Origin of the sequence: Algoriphagus sp. UBA3586, from assembly GCF_002376385.1 — a bacterium.
Taxonomy (GTDB): Bacteria; Bacteroidota; Bacteroidia; order Cytophagales; family Cyclobacteriaceae; genus Algoriphagus; species Algoriphagus ornithinivorans.
In genome coordinates, this window is record NZ_DFMT01000046.1 from 1 (window position 1) to 21,092 (window position 21,092).

General features: G+C 39.9%; 15 protein-coding genes and 1 other RNA gene. 5 read left to right on the forward strand and 11 right to left on the reverse strand.

The genetic code is table 11. The annotated features are described in order from the left end of the window. Positions 1-162: 162 nt before the first annotated feature. From B2906_RS16475 to B2906_RS16510, 8 genes are all read right to left on the reverse strand, one after another. Positions 163-1,389: a S8 family peptidase gene (locus B2906_RS16475; protein WP_219958066.1), complete on the reverse strand. Its 1,227-nt coding sequence runs from the start codon at positions 1,387-1,389 to the stop codon at positions 163-165. A gap of 159 nt (positions 1,390-1,548) precedes the next feature. Beyond that, positions 1,549-2,940, reverse strand: coding sequence for a S41 family peptidase (locus B2906_RS16480; RefSeq protein WP_219958067.1), 1,392 nt, complete (start codon positions 2,938-2,940; stop codon positions 1,549-1,551). Between the two features lie 63 nt (positions 2,941-3,003). Continuing rightward, positions 3,004-3,714, reverse strand: a complete 711-nt coding sequence (locus B2906_RS16485) for a cell division ATP-binding protein FtsE (RefSeq protein WP_091655653.1) — start codon at positions 3,712-3,714, stop codon at positions 3,004-3,006. Between the two features lies 1 nt (position 3,715). Beyond that, complete coding sequence (locus tag B2906_RS16490) at positions 3,716-3,919, reverse strand: fructose-6-phosphate aldolase (protein WP_144605665.1); 204 nt, start codon at positions 3,917-3,919, stop codon at positions 3,716-3,718. 50 nt (positions 3,920-3,969) lie between these two features. Continuing rightward, positions 3,970-4,629 (reverse strand): fructose-6-phosphate aldolase, encoded by a 660-nt coding sequence (gene fsa / locus B2906_RS16495; protein WP_219958068.1) that lies wholly within the window; start codon positions 4,627-4,629, stop codon positions 3,970-3,972. 290 nt (positions 4,630-4,919) lie between these two features. After that, an RNA gene (gene ffs, locus B2906_RS16500) (signal recognition particle sRNA small type) lies at positions 4,920-5,006 on the reverse strand. A 113-nt stretch (positions 5,007-5,119) separates the two neighbouring features. After that, positions 5,120-5,551, reverse strand: coding sequence for a VOC family protein (locus B2906_RS16505; protein ID WP_219958069.1), 432 nt, complete (start codon positions 5,549-5,551; stop codon positions 5,120-5,122). A 17-nt stretch (positions 5,552-5,568) separates the two neighbouring features. Further along, positions 5,569-6,171: a hypothetical protein gene (locus B2906_RS16510; protein WP_286941823.1), complete on the reverse strand. Its 603-nt coding sequence runs from the start codon at positions 6,169-6,171 to the stop codon at positions 5,569-5,571. Between the two features lie 439 nt (positions 6,172-6,610). Between B2906_RS16510 and B2906_RS16515 the strand changes: the two genes are divergently transcribed. From B2906_RS16515 to B2906_RS16525, 3 genes are all read left to right on the forward strand, one after another. Then, a complete protein-coding gene (locus B2906_RS16515) occupies positions 6,611-7,153 on the forward strand; it encodes a hypothetical protein (protein ID WP_286941826.1) in 543 nt (180 codons plus the stop codon). Positions 7,154-7,714: 561 nt separating this feature from the next. Then, positions 7,715-10,531 carry a TonB-dependent receptor domain-containing protein gene (locus tag B2906_RS16520; protein WP_286941828.1) on the forward strand — a complete coding sequence of 939 codons (2,817 nt, stop codon included), beginning with the start codon at positions 7,715-7,717 and terminating at the stop codon, positions 10,529-10,531. 101 nt (positions 10,532-10,632) lie between these two features. Continuing rightward, entirely contained in the window at positions 10,633-12,075 is a 1,443-nt protein-coding gene (locus tag B2906_RS16525; RefSeq protein ID WP_286941830.1) for a hypothetical protein, read from the forward strand. Between the two features lie 74 nt (positions 12,076-12,149). On the opposite strand, the gene B2906_RS16530 is transcribed toward B2906_RS16525, so the two are convergent. From B2906_RS16530 to B2906_RS16540, 3 genes are all read right to left on the reverse strand, one after another. Beyond that, positions 12,150-13,589: a SusD/RagB family nutrient-binding outer membrane lipoprotein gene (locus B2906_RS16530; protein ID WP_219958073.1), complete on the reverse strand. Its 1,440-nt coding sequence runs from the start codon at positions 13,587-13,589 to the stop codon at positions 12,150-12,152. A 2-nt stretch (positions 13,590-13,591) separates the two neighbouring features. Then, complete coding sequence (locus B2906_RS16535) at positions 13,592-16,813, reverse strand: SusC/RagA family TonB-linked outer membrane protein (RefSeq protein ID WP_219958074.1); 3,222 nt, start codon at positions 16,811-16,813, stop codon at positions 13,592-13,594. Between the two features lie 81 nt (positions 16,814-16,894). Next, complete coding sequence (locus B2906_RS16540; protein ID WP_219958075.1) at positions 16,895-17,563, reverse strand: TIGR04282 family arsenosugar biosynthesis glycosyltransferase; 669 nt, start codon at positions 17,561-17,563, stop codon at positions 16,895-16,897. Between the two features lie 660 nt (positions 17,564-18,223). Here B2906_RS16540 and B2906_RS16545 point away from each other — a divergent pair. Both B2906_RS16545 and B2906_RS16550 read left to right on the forward strand, forming a co-directional pair. Then, the gene (locus B2906_RS16545) at positions 18,224-19,741 is read left to right on the forward strand and encodes a DUF4394 domain-containing protein (protein WP_219958076.1); all 1,518 of its coding nucleotides are present in this window, start codon (positions 18,224-18,226) and stop codon (positions 19,739-19,741) included. 259 nt (positions 19,742-20,000) lie between these two features. Continuing rightward, positions 20,001-21,071 carry an acyl-CoA dehydrogenase gene (locus B2906_RS16550; RefSeq protein WP_219958077.1) on the forward strand — a complete coding sequence of 357 codons (1,071 nt, stop codon included), beginning with the start codon at positions 20,001-20,003 and terminating at the stop codon, positions 21,069-21,071. The last annotated feature ends 21 nt before the right edge of the window (positions 21,072-21,092 follow it).

Genomic DNA, 21,092 nt, shown 5'->3' on the forward strand with positions numbered 1-21,092 from the left:
GAAATTGTTTGAACAGGTTTGGGAGATTTTAATAATTTGAAAAAATTGGAACGGTGCTTTAGCCCGTTCATTCCATGGGTGATAGTTGATGTCGGGGCTTTAGCCCAATAACAAAAAAAGCGACCGATGGGCCGCTTTTAAATAATTTGATTTAAAACTCTATTATTTGACTGCTATAGGATCTGCATTTCCATCAGGATCATTAATAGCTGATCCCCCGTTTCGTGGATTTCCAGTTAATAGAATTCCAGCTACGTGTGGAGCTGCCATGGAGGTTCCGCTAAAGCTAGAATACCCACCTGGTACTGTAGACAACACCGCAACTCCTGGAGCTGCAAAGTCTACTGGTGGATTTCCGAAATTAGAGAAGGATGCAAACACATCATCGCTATCTATCGCTGATACAGTATAAATGTTAGGTCCATTAGCTCTCGCTGGAGATGAATTACTGGCATTTTGGGCTGAGTTACCTGCTGCAAGAGAGGTTTTAATGCCTTTGCTTGCCATATTTATTACTGCAATATCTAATGCAGTTGAAGGAGGTCCGCCCAAACTCATATTAGCAACATCGCCATTTTTACCATTTGCAGCAACAAAATCTACTCCTGCGATCACTCCTGAATAAGATCCTGAACCTCTGCTGTCCAATACTTTAATCGGAACTACAGTGGCACCTGCAGCCACTCCTATTACTCCAAAGCTATTATCGATAGCGGCAATCGTTCCTGCAACGTGCGTTCCATGACCATTTCCGTCTGCAGATAGGTTAGAGTCTTTTCCTTTATCAAATGCATTAAAGCCTTTAGAAACATCCACATTCAAATCCGGATGGCCTGCCTCAATCCCAGAATCAATGACATAAGCTACTCCAGTTCCTGTGTAGGTTGCTCCGCCTCCGACTCTTGTAATTCCATACGGGGTAGCTTGAGCAGGCTCATTACCTCCTCCATCTCCGCCATCTTTTGGACCTTTACCAGGAGGAGGAGCTAGCATCACTACTCTATCTGGCTCAATAAATTTCACTGACGGATCTTTGGATAGATCCATGTATTGCTCATCGGTCAAGGCGACAGAGAATCCCTCTATGGCATCTCCGTATACATATCCCAAATTCGCTTCTGCGATTCTGTATTTGGCTAATAACTCATTGCCAACTTTTCGCATGGCAGCCTGATTAGCTGCATAGTCTGTACCTTTTCTAAAATTAAGATTGCTTGGGTTTAATCTGACGATGTATTTCCCAGGGATAATATCACCGTTTTGGTACTTGATCACTTCCAATACATCACTTTGAAGTAGTGGACTTTCTTCTTGAGGGGCACAGGCAAACGTCAGAGCTCCTAATAGGATTCCTGCGCACGCTGCTGGTTTTCTCCAGAGGTTTTTCATTTTGCTTTTGATTGTTTGAATAAAATAATTTAAGGATTAGTGGTGTTTATAAAGAATAAACGGTTTTAATATGGGGCTAAAAGCAAAATAATCCTAAATAAAAATTGAAAAATATGCCCAAAAAAAAGTAAGCCTCAATTTCTTGAGGCTTACTTGCAATTATTTGATTTCGAAATTTTCAACCATGGTTCCTGACCTGACTTTCCGATCCAAGGTGCTTCCCAAGTCCATTCGGTCTAGCTTTTCAAACCTTCCTGAAGGTGGGGTTCCAGTGATTTGGGTTATTGCAGTTCGAAGTAATTGTTCATTTACATCCCCAAATTGTCTCAATCGTTCAGCAGTTTCCTTGGCTGTTATATTAGGTGTGAATCCATTGGAATAATCTGATTTATCTTGACTATTAAAGCTTTGAAAAACTATAGGAAGTAAACCATAACTGTTTTGGGGGTTGTCCTCATCTTCAATAGGAACAGATCCCACATTTTTTCCAGTCGTCACATCGCCAATAATAAATACATCCATGTAAGGTTTCAGACCATTGATAATGAGTTCAGATGCTGAAGCTGTTCTGCTGGATGTGAGTACATATACTCTATTTCCCGAAAGCGTATTTCCAAGGTTCTGTGATTTAGACAAAAATTTCGCATTGACATTTTTGAACTCATCAAAACGACTTAAAAAACTATTGAATTTTCTTTTCAAAAAGATGTCGTTTGTACTGACTCCGGGAGCGATCAAGCTTGCCAGATTGATGGCTGAAGAGACAAATCCTCCGCCGTTGTATCTAAAATCAACAATCAAGTGGTTGATGCCTTCTGCTTTGAATTTGGCAAAAATGGCATCTGTTTCTTGATCATAGGCATTGCTATTGTTACCCGGTCCAGGAGCAAAGAAATGATAAACTACATACCCTATTTTTTGATTATTTATAGTATAAATCGTGTCAAGGAAATTTGGGTTTTCAGCTAATTGTACAGGCGTAAGTTGTAATTGGCCTTGATTTTCAAAAGCTTGACTTCCTTCATTATATCTCAGATAAGTAATGGTATGCTGAGAAGAAATAGCCCCAATCACCTCTCTGAAATTAGTAACCGTCATTTGCTGACCGTTGATTGTCCTGATAATATCACCTCTTCTTAAGCCAGCTGTAGCGGCTGGGCTATTTTTCTTGATATAGGTGATTTCTGCAATGACATTATCCGAATTTTGGCTTTCCCGGAAAAGAATAAACTCGTAACCTGCTTCAAGGGTAACTCCATTTAAGGAGTTTAATAGTTCTTGGTAATCAGGATAGATTACAGAAAATCTATCAGTAGGTCTGAACAATAAGGATTCAAAGTAATCTTCAGGATCTGAATTTTCGCTGATGGGAGTTCCTAAGTTCTCCAACCAATAGTAAGCTTCCTCCATTACTTCCGAAATCCATCGGTTGATAGCCGCATTGGAACCCGGTTCCACTTCAGGCAAGATATCCTCATCATCTTTACATGACCAAAAGGAAATAGTCATTAAGCCTAGAAGGAAAAAAGGGAAAATTTTTCGTAGTCTCATAATCATTTGGTTGTGCAGAAATAACGAGGGATTCGTTAAGATGTTTTTCCTTGGCGCTCTAAATCAATACGATGTCCCGAAGGAGACATTATGGGTTTGGCTATCCAGTAACTTTCCTCCCTCGCATTTTAAAACTCTATAAGGATATTTACGAAGCAATTCATGGTTATGGGTTGCCATTAGGATTGCAGTTCCTTTTTTATTGATCTCTTGAAAAAGTTTGAATATCCCATCCGCTACGTCCGGATCTAAGTTTCCTGTTGGTTCATCAGCTAGCAGTATTGAAGGCTCATTTAACAAAGCTCTCGCAATCACTACCCTTTGTTGCTCTCCTCCCGAAAGTTGGTGGGGCATTTTGGAAGAAGCATTGTTGAGACCTACGAGCATCAGGACTTCGGCCATTCGCTCCTTGATTTTCACTTTGTCTTTCCAGCCAGTTGCTTTCATGACAAAGTCTAGATTTTCGGCTACGCTTCTATCATTGAATAGCTGAAAATCCTGGAAGATAATCCCCAGCTTTCTTCTTAAAAAAGGTATTTCGGAAGTTTTAACCTTGGTCAGATCAAAACCGGCTATTTCCACTTTCCCGCTTTTCAGCGCCAAATCTGCATAGAGGGTTTTTAATAAGGAGCTTTTTCCACTTCCTGTCTGGCCAATCAAAAAAACAAATTCATGTTGCTCCACAGAAAAACTCACATCAGTGAGGACAGGATCAATACCCTGAAAAATAGTAGCTTTCTCTACCTGCAGTACAGGCTGCGTGCTAAAATCCATATTATAACTCCAGTTTTTGCAATTTTCCAAAAGGCAGTTGCTCAATCAGCGCTGCCAACTCTTCTTCTTTTCCCTCCAATCCAAATTTCTCAATGTTTTTCATGGGTCTATCTGCTCTAAAGTAAGCTACCAACACGAAATTTTCGTCTCTGATTTGGATATAGTCAGGAATCTTTGCTTTTCCCTTTACCTTAATGATATACATATTTTGTATAAGTAGGGAAGGAGGAGATTTTCCTCCTTCCTTGTATTTGCTTATTTACCTGCTGCCTTGGCATGATCTGCCAAAAACTGTGCTAGTCCGGAATCTGTAAGTGGATGTTTCAACAAGCCGGTAATAACTTTCAATGGGCATGTAACTACGTCTGCTCCTATTTCGGCACATTTGATTAAATGCATGCTATGTCTCACCGAAGCTGCAAGTACTTCTGTTGCAAAGCCATAAGTCTGGAAAATATGCACAATCTGCTCGATCAACTCCAATCCGTCAAAAGAGATGTCATCCAAACGCCCTATAAACGGGGAAACATAAGTAGCTCCGGCTTTTGCAGCAAGCAAAGCTTGGCCTGAAGAGAAAATCAAAGTACAGTTTGTACGGATTCCTTCACTATGGAAATATTTGATCGCTTTAACACCATCCTTGATCATGGGGATTTTCACCACAATCTTATCATCAATTTTGGCCAATTCTTTTCCTTCTTTAATCATGCCATCAAAATCAGTAGCAATGACTTCAGCACTCACTTTATCATCTACAATATCGCAGATGGCCTTATAGTGAGCCTTTACATTGGCGTCTCCGCTTATTCCTTCTTTTGCCATGAGAGAAGGGTTGGTTGTTACTCCATCTAAAACGCCCAAATCGTAGGCTTCGCGGATTTCATCCAAATTGGCAGTGTCAATAAAGAATTTCATAGGGTTGTAATTTTAAGGGTTTTCGAATTGTTCCAAAACAAGCTTCATATTTCCAGAAGTCGTTTTTGGACATTTCATGAGTTTAGGTTTGAATTTTAGGTTAATGGGAAAATAGTAGCAAATAGACTTTACCGAAATGGTAAAACCTTTTTCATACTTACTTCCCGAGGAATAGGTTTACTTAATTATTGAATTTGAGAAATAGGTGTGAAGCTATTCTACTAGACAAAGTTAAAAGATTAATCAGCATACGGAACCTTAAAAATGAAAGGTTCGAAAATAAAACAAAAAAAGAAGCGGCATCGCACCGCTACAACCGCCTACCCTTGCTTCCTTCCGGACCTGGGGGATTCAGCAGGAGCTGGTCGTGCCGCTAGGCCACAAAGTTACGGTAAAATTTGCTGATTCCAATATTCAGAAGAGTTCTTTGATCACAAAGGAAGTACTCAGTTGATTCTCAGTCTATTCTTTTTGAATGTGGAAAAAAGATTCATTCTTCGTTTTCTTTCAAGTTGTAGTTGATCATCCAGCTCACTCCAAATTTGTCTTTAAAACTTGCGAAATAAGCATTCCAAAACATTTTTTGATAGGGGGACTCTATTTCTCCTCCTTCAGAAAGCTTTTCAAAAAATTCTTTACCCTGTTGCTTGCTGTCAACTCCTAAAGAAATATGGTTATTGTTTCCCATATGAATTTGATGACCTGCACTGGGCATACTATCACTGCCCATGATTTGTTGGTCAGGTGAGAAAATCAAATTCACATGCATGATTCTCCTTTTTTCCTCGTCTGGGATTTGGGCTCCGGGTATATCTTCAAAATAATGGAAACCACTTTCAAAGTTTCCTCCGAGTACCGATTGATAAAAGGTAAAAGCCTCTTCAGCCTTGCCATCGAAGCTTAGGTGTGGGTAAATGATCATGATTTTGTCTGTTTGGCCTATTTTAAGTTACGGAGATTTATTTTTTTATCCACCAAAAAGCTGAGTATAGAAATGGATAAGCCGGCAAATGAAATCAAGAAAGCAAAGCGAAGAGAATAATAGGAGATGGCGATTGAAAGGAACTGTAGGCTAAGGCCGATCAACCAGACTAAATGGCCCAGTGAGGATTTTAAGGATGTAGGGTTTGATTTTACTTTTTCCAGGCTCTCATTTAAAAGCGGGGGAAAAAAACTTCTGTAATGCCAAAGAATGATCAAGTTAAAAATGAATAAGACTGCTAAAACAAAGGGAGTGCCTCGCCATTGTTGGGAAATAGTGACCATCAAAATATTGAGGATCATGGGCACCATCATGACACTTCCCAAAAGTTTAAATCGAGTTGTGAGGAGTAGATAACCTATCAATACTTGTGATAAGGCTATGAATTTTGCATAAAGCCCAAGAGAATACTCTTCCAGTCTTTCTATCAGCCATACAGGACCTATCCAACCAAAATAGGAGTGCTCATTATAAAGTTTGGCCATTCCCGCACCAAAGAAAGTGAAACCTAGAAATATGGCCAATAGTTGTACAATTGCTTTTTCTGAGAATAATTTCATGGTGCTGTTTAGAGTAAGTATTTACTGGATGAATTCAAATAATGAATGTTACACATTTTGTTCCTGAGGCTGAATACAATTTTCTGATTATCCGCAATCATGCCAGTTGCCTTATTTTCCTTGCTTGACAGGTTGGAAGACCGATGACCGAAGCACCGGATTTTGATCCTTTCAGCAGACAATAAGCCATATTTTTGTCAATACTGGTAAGAAAGCGGATATCCATATACAATTTAATTTAGATGTAAAACTGACTATTTTCCAATAAGAAATAATAACCGCGTAGAATCAGTATTAAGGATCGAATCTGCAAGCTTCGGTCCACGGTCTTACATGTAATTATGAAGAGGGAAAGAAAATATGTAAGAAGTTATGATTAGGGAAACCAGATTAATTTTTTCCTATTTTGGTATTACTGAATTTAACTATTTTAAAAATTATGTCAGCAAGTGAACTAGCCCCAGGCAGCAGATTACGTCATCCTAAATTTGGTTCTGGAATGATTGTATCAGCAGATGCAACTTATTACAAAATCTACTTTTATGATACAGAGGAAGTGAAAACCCTAGCGAGGGATTACGAGGGCTTTGAAATTGAAGAAGCGAAAAAACCGGATTTCCCCATGTTGACACAAAAGGATGTAGAGAAAGCTATTCGGGAGGCTTTAATCCAAACTTCCGAACGGGCCCCTATTGTCCCTTTGGGAGGGAAATGGATCGGAGGATCGATTACACTAAACCCTGGTGACGCAAGCCTTCAGGAAAAGGAAATTTCTATGGATACATTTTTTCATAAGATTGTGATGGTAAGAGAAAAGCTTAGGGTCCTAGAACAGAATATCAACAATCACCCCAAGTTGGATGATGAGGATCGGGTTCATTTGCAACAATACATCACTCGTTGTTACGGTTCCTTGACCAGTTTCAATGTCCTTTTTGCTTATAAAGAAGACCAGTTCAAAGGTAGTGGAGGGAAGGATTGAGTTGGGTGTTTGGTAAATGTTGGAGTTAAGGTAGGCTAAATTTTGAGTTACGAAAATTAGAAGTCTGTTTTTTAGAATTTAAAAAGTGATATAGAAAATTAGAATAATTATATAAAAACTCTAAGTGAATAGAAAAATAGAAAATAAAATATTATTTCTTTAATTATAAGTTTCTCCAAATTAAAATTAGTTTTTATAGCAGGCTTGAAATGAATGCGTGGAATTTAATTCTGTTAATAAATATTTATTTTAATTAATTCAGAATAAAATACTGCGTTTATTCCAAAAGCAAAATTTAAAATAAATAGTATTTTTTAAAGAATCAGAAGATCATTCAGTTTTAACCGGGAAATGGAGAATAATAAACTAAATTGAATAGTATACTATTAACTATTATTCTATTAAATTTTAATAGCATGGTTTAAAATATAGGTAATTTGGATTTTTAACATTAAAGCCAAATTTTATTCTTTAAAATGACGCAATTTGGACTTTTTTCAATTTTTATGTCTAGTAAATACTCATCATTTTAGGCTTTTGAATTAACTAAATAATCAACCTATGAGAAGAGTTTTACTGGGTTTTGTCCTGCTGATGATGAATGCATCATTAGTTTGGGCCCAATCAAGGACTGTCACGGGGAAAGTGACAAGTAAAGAGGATCCCGCGGGGATTCCGGGATTAAGCGTAGTAGTAAAAGGTACTACTCAAGGGACGGTTACCGATTTGGATGGTAACTACAGTCTTTCAGTACCAAGTAGCGATGCAGTTTTGGTTTTCAGCTTTGTTGGACTTCGTACCAAGGAAGTTCCTGTTGAAAATAAGACTGTGATTAATGTGGTAATGGAGTCTGATGTGAAAGCATTGGAGGAGATTGTTATCACCGGTCAGGGTTCAGGGGTTGAGAAAAGAAGACTTTCAACTACTGTGGATCAGATGGGTGAAGATAAAATCAGTAAAATGCCTGTCGTGCAGCTGGATCAAATTTTGCGAGCCAACATGCCCAATGCACAGGTAAGACTAGGTTCTGGTCAGCCGGGAACAGCCTCCTTGATTCGTTCAAGAGGACCTATTTCTGCAGCTGTAGGAACAACTCCTGTTATCTATGTGGACGGGGTCAGAGTGGATAACCTTAACTCAGCTGCACAATTATCATTGGGAACAGGTGGTGCGCAAAGTTCTGCGATCGCAGATATTCCAGTGGAAAATATCGAAAGTATTGAATATGTGAAAGGTGGTGCTGCCACTACTTTATATGGTGCGGATGCTGCGAATGGTGTGATTCAAATCTTTACCAAAAAAGGTACTGCCGGGGCTGCCAGAGTAAATTTTGAAACTCAAATCGGTTCTCAGGTAGGTACAGAGGATTACCTGTTTTTCAAGGAAACTGCTGATATCATTTTCAGACCGGGATTGCAGCAAAGTTATAGATTGGGAGTAGATGGAGGGAATGACAAGTTCACTTACTCTTTCTCCGGAAATCTTTACGATGATGAGGGTTATAGATATGGTTTAAGTCAAACAAGAAGAAATTTCCGTGGAGGTATTTCAGCAAAAGTGAATGACTGGATCACTTATTCATCCACTGCAGGTTTCTCCAGTAATGAGTTTACCAGAGATTACAATGCAAACAGTAGCTTTAGTGAGTTCGGTAACTTGGAGACTGTAGGGCGATGGGGAGACCTGACTACTTTAAACCGTAATGAGTTGGATTCAATCACTCAAAGAATCCGAAGAACAATCGAATTGACCAATATCACTGAGCGTGTGAGAAGATTTACCAACTCTCAGCAATTTGATTTCAAATTCTCTGAAAAAGTATCCGCTAGAGCACTTTTTGGAATTGATGCAAGATCAACCAGGCAGCAGGATATCACCACCAATGCTCAATTGATTCAGCGTGGTTTCGTTCCTGAAGGAACTACTGACCGTGGTACAATTGATTTGTTTGAAAGAAACTTCTTCTCCTTAACTGGTCAAATTGATGCAAGCTGGGAAGAAAATGTAGGTAAATTCTCTTTCCTCACCATTGGTGGTGGTCAGTTTTTCAGAAATCAGGATGAGCAAATCCAGATTAACGCCAGCGAAGTGACAGAAGGATCTATTTCCATCAATAATGCGGGTGAGAAAAATGTAACTGACTTCTTGAGTGCAGTGACAAACTATGGTTTCTTCTTAAAAGAGAATATCGGATTTAGAGATAAACTATTTGCTGAAGTAGGTCTTCGTGTAGATGGAAACACTGCATTTGGTAATGAAATTGGATTGCAGTTTTTTCCATCTGTAGGTTTGGCATACAATCTTTCTGACGAGGATTTTTTCAGAAAAGCTTTCCCGAACTATTCTGTTTCTACAATCAAGTTCCGAGCTAACTATGGTGTTGCGGGTAATTTCCCTAGACCATTTGCGAATGATAGAATTATCAATTCCAATACCTATTTGAATGCTCCTTCATTCACTTTCGGAAACCCGGGTGACCCTACTTTGAAGCCTGAAAGAACTTCCACTACAGAAGTTGGTGCTGACTTGGGATTATTCTCAGATCGCATCAAATTCCAGGTGACTTACTATCAGGCATTGACTGAAGATGCCTTGTTCTCAGCTCCATTTGCGCCTTCTTTCGGTCAAGGCAACCAGTTGAGAAATATCGGTGAGATCGAAAATAAAGGTTGGGAGATCGGAGCCAATTTCGTAGTTCTGGAAACTAATGACTGGAATGTAAATGTGACTGCTTCTTACAATACAGTTCAAAACGAAGTATTGTCCTCAGGCGGAGCTCCTGAATTCAACGTGGGAGGTTTCCAGTTCTTAGGTTCTTTCATCAAAGAAGGTCAGCCTTTAGGATACTTTAGAGGTAACAGACCGATTTTGGATGAGAATAATAACATCACTGAAGTGATCCCTAATGCTGCATTGGGTTCTCCAATTGCTCCAAGATTCGGTTCAATGTCCTTGAATGTGAATTACAAAGGTTTGAGCTTGTTTGCTACCGGTGATTATCAGCATGGTGGACAAACAGTAGCAGTGGATGATGTGCTTCGTTATTTTGCCGGAGCTTCTACTGTCATTCCTGAGAATTTGGTGGGAGGAAACTTCTTCGATCTTGCAGGTCTATGGGTTCAGAGCTCTGATTATCTAAAAATTAGAAACATCTCCCTTTCCTATAAGATCCCAAGTCAATTCTATGGAAAGGCAATCCAGTCCATGTCTATTGGATTCAATGTGTTGAACCCTATCAACTTTTTCAAAGCAGATGTAGATCCTGAAGTCAGTGGTGCCGGATTCGGAACTCAAAATAGCTTTGGTGGTGGTGGTTTCGGCTTTGGTACAGAATCATTGCCAAGAACTTACCTAGGAACTTTGAGAATTTCATTCTAATCAAAGTGAATGATGAAACCTAAAGCAATCAATTATTCGCAGGAAGATATCTCCTCTTTGAATCAGGGTTTCAACTATCCTTTGAGAAAAATTTTAAACACATGAAAAAAACAGCATTAACATATTTATTACTGGGAGGAATATTGATGTCCTCAGGTTGTGATTTGGTAGACCCAACGGAAGTTACCAACCCCAATCTTACAGAAGAGGCCATCTTGAACACCAATAATCCCATGACACCATGGGTGGCTGGGGTAAAAAGACAATTGGCTCTGACGGTAAACGCTCATGTTACCTTTCTGGAAATAGGATCGGATAATTATGAGAACGTTCAAACTTTCTATAACCAAAACCTGGATAACCTAACTATCCGTCCTCAGGACGCAGATATCAATGGGTTCCAGTTTCAGTTGGGTCGTTTGAGAGAAATGGCGGATTACGGTCTGACGGTCGTAAAAAATGCCGACCCTCTGACAACCGCAGAACAGGAAGCTGAATTGAATTTCTACAAAGCTTATTCTTACCTCTTAAGCGGTGAGTACTTCTCTTTCCTTCCGGTGACGGCAGGAGGAGAGGCAGTAGAATGGAGATCCATCCTAGGGATGGCAGTTGAAACATTCCGTTTGGCGGAATCCTCTTCCAATACCCAAATCAGTGCTGCTGCAAGCTTGGGAATAGCAAGAGCTAACTACCGTTTAGGAAACAAAGCTGAAGCAGTTCAGGCTGCCAATTCAGCGATTTCGAAGGCTCCTAATTTGGTTTATTATGCACAGTTTGATCAGGCGCAAGGTCCTGTGAACACTATGCAAACAGCCCTTTATGACAGAGGTAATTTTGATGATTTACAGGTATTGCCAAGAATGGACTTTTTGGATCCAAAGTATTACTTCAGAGGAGCCAGTCAGGCCAGCCCTGTAGCAATATTCAAAATTGAAGAAGCTCATTTGATTCTAGCTGAAGCTGCTATTTCCGATAACAACCTGAATTCAGCTAAATCTGTAATGACTGACATTGTTAATTTGGTAGGCGGCCGTGAGCGGTCAACTTTCAATAACAATCAGCAAGACAGAACCCAATTGAATCCTGGCTCAAGACCTAACAACTCGGATGTTCAGGTGCGTTTTTCTCCAGGTGCTCCTTTGATCGAAGGTTTGGTTTTGGATAGAAAGTCCGGAAATGTAACTGTGCCGACTATTTCTGGAACATCAGTTTCTGTTGCAGATGTCGATGCTTTAAATGATCTGGATGATGCATTGGAAACTCTTTATTTGATGCGTCAGGAGATTTTTATCGCTGAAGGTAGAAGATTGGCAGATATGGGAATCAAATTGGTGATATCTGAAGTGGAATATTTGGCCAACCCAAATATCGATGCGGGAAGTCCAGGTACTTCGCCTGTAATCCCTCCATTCATCGATTCTATCAAAGATGAATTAGATGCCTTTGACTATGATGCTGCTGCTGGAATCTGTACCATCAGACATAACATTAATAGAATTTTGGTTGAGAACAAGACCTCTGAGTTGGTCTTGCCATTCCATTAAGACTTGATTATGGTTTAAAATAAAAAAAGACTGCCTCTTTTGGAGGCAGTTTTTTTTATGTCAGTTCGCTAAATTTATTTTTCCCACCAGACTTTGCTGTTGATGTTGTCTCCACCCATTCTTGCTGCAGCTTCATCATAATTTGACTTATTAACTGCCTGCTCAGATTCAGGGTAAAGATACCTCACCGGATAGCGGCCTTCATTTAAATTATCAGGTCCCGGCTTGAGTGCTGGAATACCAGTTCTCCTTACATTAAACCAAGCTTCATGACCATTATTGATCAAGGCTAGCCATTTTTGAGTCAGAATTTTAGTCAAAGCATTTCCCGTATCCAGAGATACATTATCCCGCTGGAAATAATCGGCTGGAACCGGAACTTTCCAATAGGCAAAGCTGGCTCTAACGCCCTTTTCATAGTATGCTTTCATATCGCCCTGAATGTATCCTCTCGCTACGGCTTCTGCTAGAGCAAATTGCAATTCAGCATACTGCATAAACTGTCCATCAACGCCATTTGGCACATCTCTGAAAACCGCTCCAAAGAGAGAAATATCGTTTAATTGTATTCCTCTTTCATTAATGGTTTCTCGATTAAGGCCATTTTGCAAACCTTTAAACTGAGGATTTCCATTGATGACACTTTGCTGGGTTGGTTTATACAAAACCGCCTGTCTTGGGTCATTCCAAGCTTTCAAAACAGAATCCACGGTAAGTGTCATTCTGTGTTCTTGGTATAAACCCAAAGCGGACTGGGACATAGGCCATTGGTTTGGTGCTGATGCCAAGTAAGGAACTACCGCATTGTCTGAATTCCCTTGCATCATATCGTTTTGATCCACTAGTGCCTGCATCTCAGAGAAATTTGTCAACCTTTTACTGATTCTAAGCAGATATCTGAACCTTAATGAATTGGCAAATCTTCTCCATTTCACTAAATCATTGTTGAACATCATATCTCCCTGAATACTGTTGGTAGTTGATGCCAAAGTTTCAGATGCTTTTTTCAAAGTAGCCAAAATCCCAATTTCAGGGTTTGTATATACAAATTCCTGCGTATCATATTTTGGGCTATACAAGCCATCACTCGCCTTCAATGCTTCAGAATAAGGAATATCTCCCCACATATCAGTCAATTGAGAGAATAAGTAACATTTCATAATGTCGGCTACCGCATTGTAAGCCTCGTTGGTTGCAGGGTTAGTCTGTATTGACTTAATATCATTTAATAAGCGGAAATTTTGATTCCAATACTGGGCGTTACTTCCCATTTCGTATCGATCAATTCGCTCAAATTCCACACTTGCAGCAAACTGTGCTAGATAATTTGCCAGCCTAAACCCTTGATCATAAGTGTTTTCATCTGCTGCCACAGAAATCACATTGGATAGTAAAAACTGTGGACCAATCGCTTCCGGTGAATTCGGATTCGTATTGATTTCTTCAAAATCTTCGGTGCAGGAAAGTGAAAATAAAAGCATTCCACATATTCCTACTTTATATAAATTCTTCATGATTAAAATTCTGTTTTGATGCTAAAACCAAAGCTTCTGGTAGACGGATAAGACATGTCTTCAACTCCATAGGTTAAGTTTCTTCCTTGCATGGCGTTGAGTTCTGGATCGAAGTGAGGATTTTCGGTGAATAGGAGAAGATTGCTTCCCACAAAACCCACTTTGATGTAATTGAACCCGATAGAATTTACCCATTGCTGAGGTAGGTCATAGTACAAGCTCAATTGTCTTAATTTCAGGTAAGAAGCGTCATATAGTGCTGAGGCTTCATTTCCTCTGTCAAAGAAGTTGTTGTAAAATGAGCTGGCAGGTACTACAGTTGTATTTGGCACATATTGAGGATTTTCAGGAGTTCCTACATTCATGACTCCTTGTCCAACTACTCCAGTCTCTCTTCCTTCCAAAGTTTCTTTAAGGACACCAGATGTACTGCCCAATGCTTTGGTTCTGGAAACTATAGTTCCTCCCTGTCTCCAATCGAAAACAAATCCTAGCTGAAGTTTTTTGTAACGGAATTGATTGGTTAAACCCACAAAGAAATCCGGGTTGTAATTGCCTAAAAGCCTCAATCTTCCGTCCTGGATAGGAAGTCCGTTGGATCCGAAAATTGTCTGGCCTTCAAACTCTTGGAAACCGGATCCATACATGTCTCCGATTCTTCCATTTTTTCTTGCGATGTAGAAAACAGAATTTGACCCTCCAGCTCCTCTAAATACGCTGGCCTCGCCAGTCACATACTGATCCACTCCTTCCGGAAGTTCAGTTACCACACTTCTATAAGTTGTGAAGTTTGCTTCCAAGCTCCAGCTGAAAGCTCCTCTTTCAAACATCAAAGCTTGAACGCTTGCTTCCAAGCCTCGGGTTCTTACTTCTCCTCCATTTTCAATGATATTACTGAAACCAGATGCTGTTGAAATTGGTCGCCCGATAATCTGATTGATACTGGTGTTTTGGAAAACGGCAATATCTGTTTGAATTCTGTCTCTCCAAAGTCCGAATGCCATTCCCGCCTCCAAAGAGTTCAGTCTTTCAGGCTTTAGATTTGGGTTGTTTAGTACGGTCCCATTGGTTACTCGAGTGAATGAACCGTAATTCTGATTAAACTGGAAGGTATTGTTTAGCTGATAAGGATTTGTGTCATTACCCACACTGGCAACGTTGAATCGAACAGTCGCATTTGAAATGGATTTTGGAAGCGGAAGCCCTTTGGAAAGCACATAGCTCAACCCGCCTGAGTAATAAGCGAAAGAGTTGTTTTCAGCCGGTAAGGTACTGCTCCAGTCATTTCTCAAGGTCAGATCAATAAACAGAACCGATCTATAGCTGAAGTTACCGAAGGCATACACACTGTTGATTCTTTTATCAAAAATCTGACTGCTTCCTCTCAAAGGCACTCTTGAGTTTTCTATAGTATAGATTCCAGGTAAAGCCAATTGGTTGGCTTCGGTGTAAGAATAGTTGATATTCTGGTCTAGGCGGTTAGCTCCGGCAGATACTGAATACAGCCAGTCAGAATTGAATTGATCAGAGTAGGTAAGGAGAATGTCGGAATTCATTTCGAATAGCCTTACATCATCTTCTCTATAACCTCCAAAAACCCGTCTATTAGTACTGAATGCTCTTCTGAATGCTCTGGAGTCTGATGAATTGTCAATTCCTGTTCTTACACGAAGGCTTAGCTTATTGGTGAAATCATAGGTAAGAGCAAGATTTCCTAAAACCCTGTTTTTAACAAAGCTGTTGGTGTTTTCAAACAGCGTCAAATAAGGGTTGGTCAACCATAGGTAATTGAAATCAAAATGTTGAATACCTACTTGTCCAGCTTGCCAGTAATCTCTCAAAGAAGAAATATCAAAATTTCTACCTGTCCAGTTGAAGCCATACATGACGTTTTCATATCCATAACCTAAGTTGGGACGATTATCACTTCTGGAATTGATGAAGTTGGTAAATAGGTCTACTCTGAATTTTTCCGTCAATGCTTGGTTAATGCTCAGTGCCAAACCATCTCTTTTGAGGTCTGTATTAGGTAGGATACCCTCATTTCTTAAATTGCTGTAAGCTATTCTGGCTCCTCCTTTTTCATTTCCTGAAGTAACAGCAATATTATTTTGGGAAGTAACTCCAGTTCTAAAGAAGTCCCTCACATTATCAGGTCTTGCGATCCATGGAGTAGGGGTGATGGCGGTAAAGGTTCCATCAGGTCTTCTTCTGCTGATTACATCGCCTGCTCTAACCGGATTTCCATTAATATCTACAGATGGGCTGTCAAACTGAGCAATTAAAAGGCCTTGATTAAGTCTTGGACCATAACTGGAAATTCCTCCATCATTGACCCCCGCGCCAATACCATTTTGGAAAGAATATTGTCCATTAGAACCTCCTCCGTACTCATTTTGGTAATCGGGGAGGGTCAAAAGACCATCAAAAGTTAGCAAGGAGCTGGTAGTTACACCTATTCCCTGCTTTTTTCTACCTTTTTTGGTAGTAATCAAAACAACTCCGTTGGCAGCTCTAGCGCCATACAGAGCTGCAGAACCTGGTCCTTTCAATATGGTGATGGACTCAATATCATCTGGGTTGATTTCGGCAGCACCATTTCCGAAGTCTACTTCCTGGATATTTGCTCCATCATTGAAAAGATCACTGGTAATTTGCTCGTTGATAATAGGCACACCGTCGATTACGATTAGGGCCTGGTTGTTGCCGCTGATGGAGTTTTCACCTCGGATAATTATCCTGGAACTTGATCCAACGCCTGAAGATCCATTGGTGATTTGAACTCCGGCAACTTGACCAGAAAGTGAGTTGATCAAATTTGTTTGAGGTACATCACTTAGCTCTCTTGCACCGATGGTGGTCACAGCAGAAGAAAGGGATTGTCTTTGTCTTTCTACCCCTAAGGCAGTTACGACAAATTCCTCTAAACTTTCAGTGGACTCGAGCAGTTTGATCTCCTTTTTTAAAACTCCGTCGTTGATGACAACATCTTGAGTTTCGAAGCCGATAAAACTGATCCTCAAGGTCAGATTTTGCTTGGAAGAACTGATTCTAAATCTACCGTCTTGGTCAGAAATAGCCACATTGGAAGTTCCAAGTTCGGTAACAGTGGCACCTGGAATAGGAATGCCACTTACATCCAAAATTCTACTCTCATAGGTCATAGACTGGCCAAAAACCAGCTGCATACTGAGCAGAAGTAAAAGGGTAAATGAAAATTTCATATACAATTGAATAAATGAATAGATGTCCCTGAAGGAATAGCTCCAGGGAAGATTTGATTTGAAGAAAAGATTGATAATTGATTAAATGGAAAGGGGAGGTGCCCTAAGGGGATTATCCTTGGGTAGGAGTAATTTCTCGAAAACAGTTTTTGTATAGAGAATGAATAATTTTAAACTAAATAGCAGGATTGCAATCCAGTTAACATTCTTTCTGACTATAACTAAAGATTGAAAGTCATCTATATCTACCAGGCACTCGAGTTGCACGACTGAAGTATAAGAAGAGAGTAATTCTGATAACTTGGAATGTAAACTACCCTTGTTCCAAGGTAGATTTTTGAATTCCTCTTCATAAAAAGTTTCTTCGGTCAGCGCAATTAGGTAATCTCCTCCATCTGCAGCAGGTCCGAGTACTGCCTTAGAATGGGTCAGAGAATTACTAGCTTGCTCAATATGAGATAATTCCAGTTCGGGAATATCATTTCCAATAGATATAACTTTTCGGTAACCCTTGGAAAAAACTTCTTTGAAAGCATTGATATAACGCTCTCCAAAACTTTTTCCTTCTTGGAGGTGATCAAAAAACCAAAAGGTTTTTAAACCTGAATTTTGAGCTAAGGATTCTGTTTTCTGATGAAGATCTTGGAAAAGTTTAACCGTGTCTGCGTGATGAGCTGCCCCAAAAAGGCTTTTTCTCCTAGCTTGATAAGCAGGGGAAAGGGCATAAATCATTAAAACTGGCTGATCCATCAGTTGAGCTTAAGTACGAATATAAGGACTATTGACTCACGAAGTCCTATTTCATCTGCACTTACGAAGCTAACTCTGAGATCGGCTTAAAGTTTATAAAAATTTTTAAAGAACTATCGTGGAGGATACTTTTTGGAAAATGGAGGGGTAGGAGACAAGAAGCGAGAGACGATAAGCAAGATGCAAGATCCGAGAGACGAGATGCGAGAGACTAGAGACGAGAAGCGAGAAACGAGAGACAAGAGACTAGAGACGAGAAGCAAGATGCGAGAGACGAGATGCGAGAAGCAAGATCCGAGAAACGAGATGCTAGAGTCGAGATGCTAGAGTCGAGTTTGAAGAATATAGGAATTACGAGCGGCAGAGAATATTTTATCCTCATTACACCTTTTGAACGGGTTTGAACGGTGAACAGTTCTTGATTTTTTACTCAATTACTCGATTCCACAATTACTCAATAAGCTTCTAAAATTTTTAGGCAGTATTGAATGGCAATCCATGAACATTCAATTTTTTCAATTACTCAAATACACAATTACTCAGTTACTCATTTCTGTAGTTACTCATTTTATCTAAAAATTCTACAATATTTTCTTCGATAGTCAATCCATAGAAAAAAAACTCTTCGTATATCCGAATTATTTAACAACAACTACCCATATGAATAATTTCTTAAAACGAGCGATGCTTCCTGGAATTTTTGCTGCTCTAGCCATATTTACAGGATGCGAACAAGAACCGATGGTTCCTAGATTTGAAGGAGCAGATGCTACACCTGAGGTAAACTTCACAGCACTGACTTCCGATGGAAGGATTCTTTACTTTGAAGGAGGAAATCTATCCAATGCTGCGAAAACACTGAACTTGAGTAATCTGGGTTCTGGAGAGCAGATTGTTTCCATAGATTACAGGCCAGCTACCGGACAATTATACGGTTTGAGTTCTGCCAGCAGATTGTACCATATCAATGAAAACAGCGGAGTTGCAACAGCCTTGGGACAAGCTTCTTTTAGTCCAGCTTTTCAAGGTGCAAACCCCTCATTGGATTTCAATCCGACAGTTGACCGTATCAGATTGGTTACAGAATCTGGTCAAAACCTGAGACTACATCCAGAACTAGGAACAGTAGTGGCTACAGACGGAAATATCAATGGGGGTTTCAGGCCAAGAATTGGGGCGGTAGCCTATACCAATAGCTTTTCTGGAGCATCTTCTACTATTTTATATGATATAGATTTCGAGCAGGATAAACTTTATCAGCAAGTTCCACCGAATGATGGCGGCTTGGTTGAGGTAGGAAACCTACAGGTGGATTTTGAGGGAGAGGGTGATATGGATATTTTACCTGACAATTCTTTGGCGCTTGCAGTTACAAGATATTTAAACCAAAGCAGACTGTACACCATTGATTTATCTTCAGGGAGAGCCAATTGGGTTGGGGTATTTACCGATCCAGTAATCAGCATTTCATTCAAAACAGATCCTATTGCCTACGCGGCAGTAGGTGCAACTTTCTACAGATTCAATCCATTAAACCCTAGCAGTCAAACTATGGCTCCATTTACTGGTTTGGCCATGGGTGAAACTATAGTAGGGTTGGACTATAGACCAATAAATGGGCAGTTATTAGCTATTTCAAATAGAAGTAGACTTTACTCGGTAAACCCTTCGAATGCAGCTTTAAACCCAATCGGACAAGCTTTAAGCCCTGCAATTGCTGGGAATTTCGTGGGATTTGATTTCAATCCAACTGTTGATAGAATCAGACTAGTAACAGAAACAGGACAAAATTTGAGACTACATCCAAGTTTAGGTACAGTAGTAGCAGTAGATGGAACCTTGAATCCTGGCTCTCCATTTGTGACCGGTGCTGCCTATACCAATACTTTTGCTGGTACCACTTCAACAGAACTATTTGTCATTGATAGTCAATCCAATAGATTACTAAAGCAAAGCCCTCCAAATGATGGAGTTTTGGTGGATGTTGGGCCTTTGGGAGTTGATTTTGATGCGGATAATGGCTTTGATATCGGTGGAACAAGTAATTTGGCCTATGCCGTATTAAGAGTTGGAAACGCATCTGCTGTTTACAGAATTAACTTGATGACTGGAGCAGCTACCAAAGTGTCAGACTTGAATTTCAATCCAACAGCTATGGCGGTTGGACAAGGATTCTAATAAAGTTTCGGTAAATCATAGCAATCCCCCTTTGCTTACTTTTGGCTTGAAAATTCAACCATCTGGAAAGTAGAGGGGGATTTTTATTGGATTTAAGAAATCCAAAGAAAACTCTGTTTTTATCCAATGTCTATCGTGCGGGTTCGAACGGTGAACAATGAACTCTGAACAATAACAGATTTTACTCAATTCCCCAGTTACTCAATTTTCCATTCCCCCAATAACTAATACCTTTGAAAAACAACTCGAAAAGATTCCAATGAACTCTAAACTTTTTGATAGCACATCAGCTGCCCAAGCTGAAAAACTGGGAAGTTTGCTGCCCGAGTGGATAGCTGAAATTGAAAGAGAAAAATTGTTCCAATTATTCGTGCCCAAAAGACTGGGCGGTTTGGGTTTGACCCTTTCACAAGGACTGATGGTGGAGGAAAAATTGGCAAAACTGGACGGGAGCTTGGGTTGGACAGTAACCTTATGTGCTGGCGCACTTTGGTTTGTAGGCTTTTTAGATCAAAAACTGATTGAAGAAACTTTTCCAAACACACAATTATGTTTTGCAGGAAGTGGACATGTAGGCGGGAGAGCGGTTAAAACGGAAAAAGGATACCGCGTTTCAGGGCATTGGACTTATGCGTCAGGAGCTTTGCATGCTTCTCACTTGACTGCCAATTGTGAAATATGGGAAAATGGAGAGCCGGTAATGGACTCAAACGGAGAGCCATTGATCTATGCTTTTATTTTAAAGAAAGAGGAGGTTAGGATTTTGGACTCCTGGCATTATATGGGAATGATTGCTACCGGAAGTTATGCTTTCGATTGTGAAAATATAGATGTGTCATTCCAGAGGGCGTTTCAAATTTTGCCTGAATCAGCGAGCTTACCTGATCCTGTTTTTCAGTATCCATTTCTTCAGTTGGCCGAAGCGACTCTGGCTGTCAACATTTTGGGAATTAGTTTGCATTTACAAGAGTTGATCAGGGAGTCCTTTTGGAAAAGAAATGAGAAGAAACATTTTTCGGAAAAGCAGTTGGCTTATGCCAATCAGCTTTTTGAGGATACTGCTGTCCAATTAGGAGAGGGAAAGGTTGCTCTTTATGGGGCAGTGGAGAAATCCTGGTCTGAATTGGAAAGAGATGGAGCAATTAAAGACAAGACTTTACAAGAGGTTTCCAAGGCTAGTAGAGCATTGGTTCAAGTTGCCAGAACCTGCAATGCAAGCATTTATCCTTTGGCAGGCTTGGAAGCTGCAAAAAGTGATTCCGAACTGAATAGGGTTTGGAGGGATTTCAATACCGTAAGCCAGCATTCCTTATTGACATTTCCATTTTAAATGAGTAAAAAAGCCAGATTT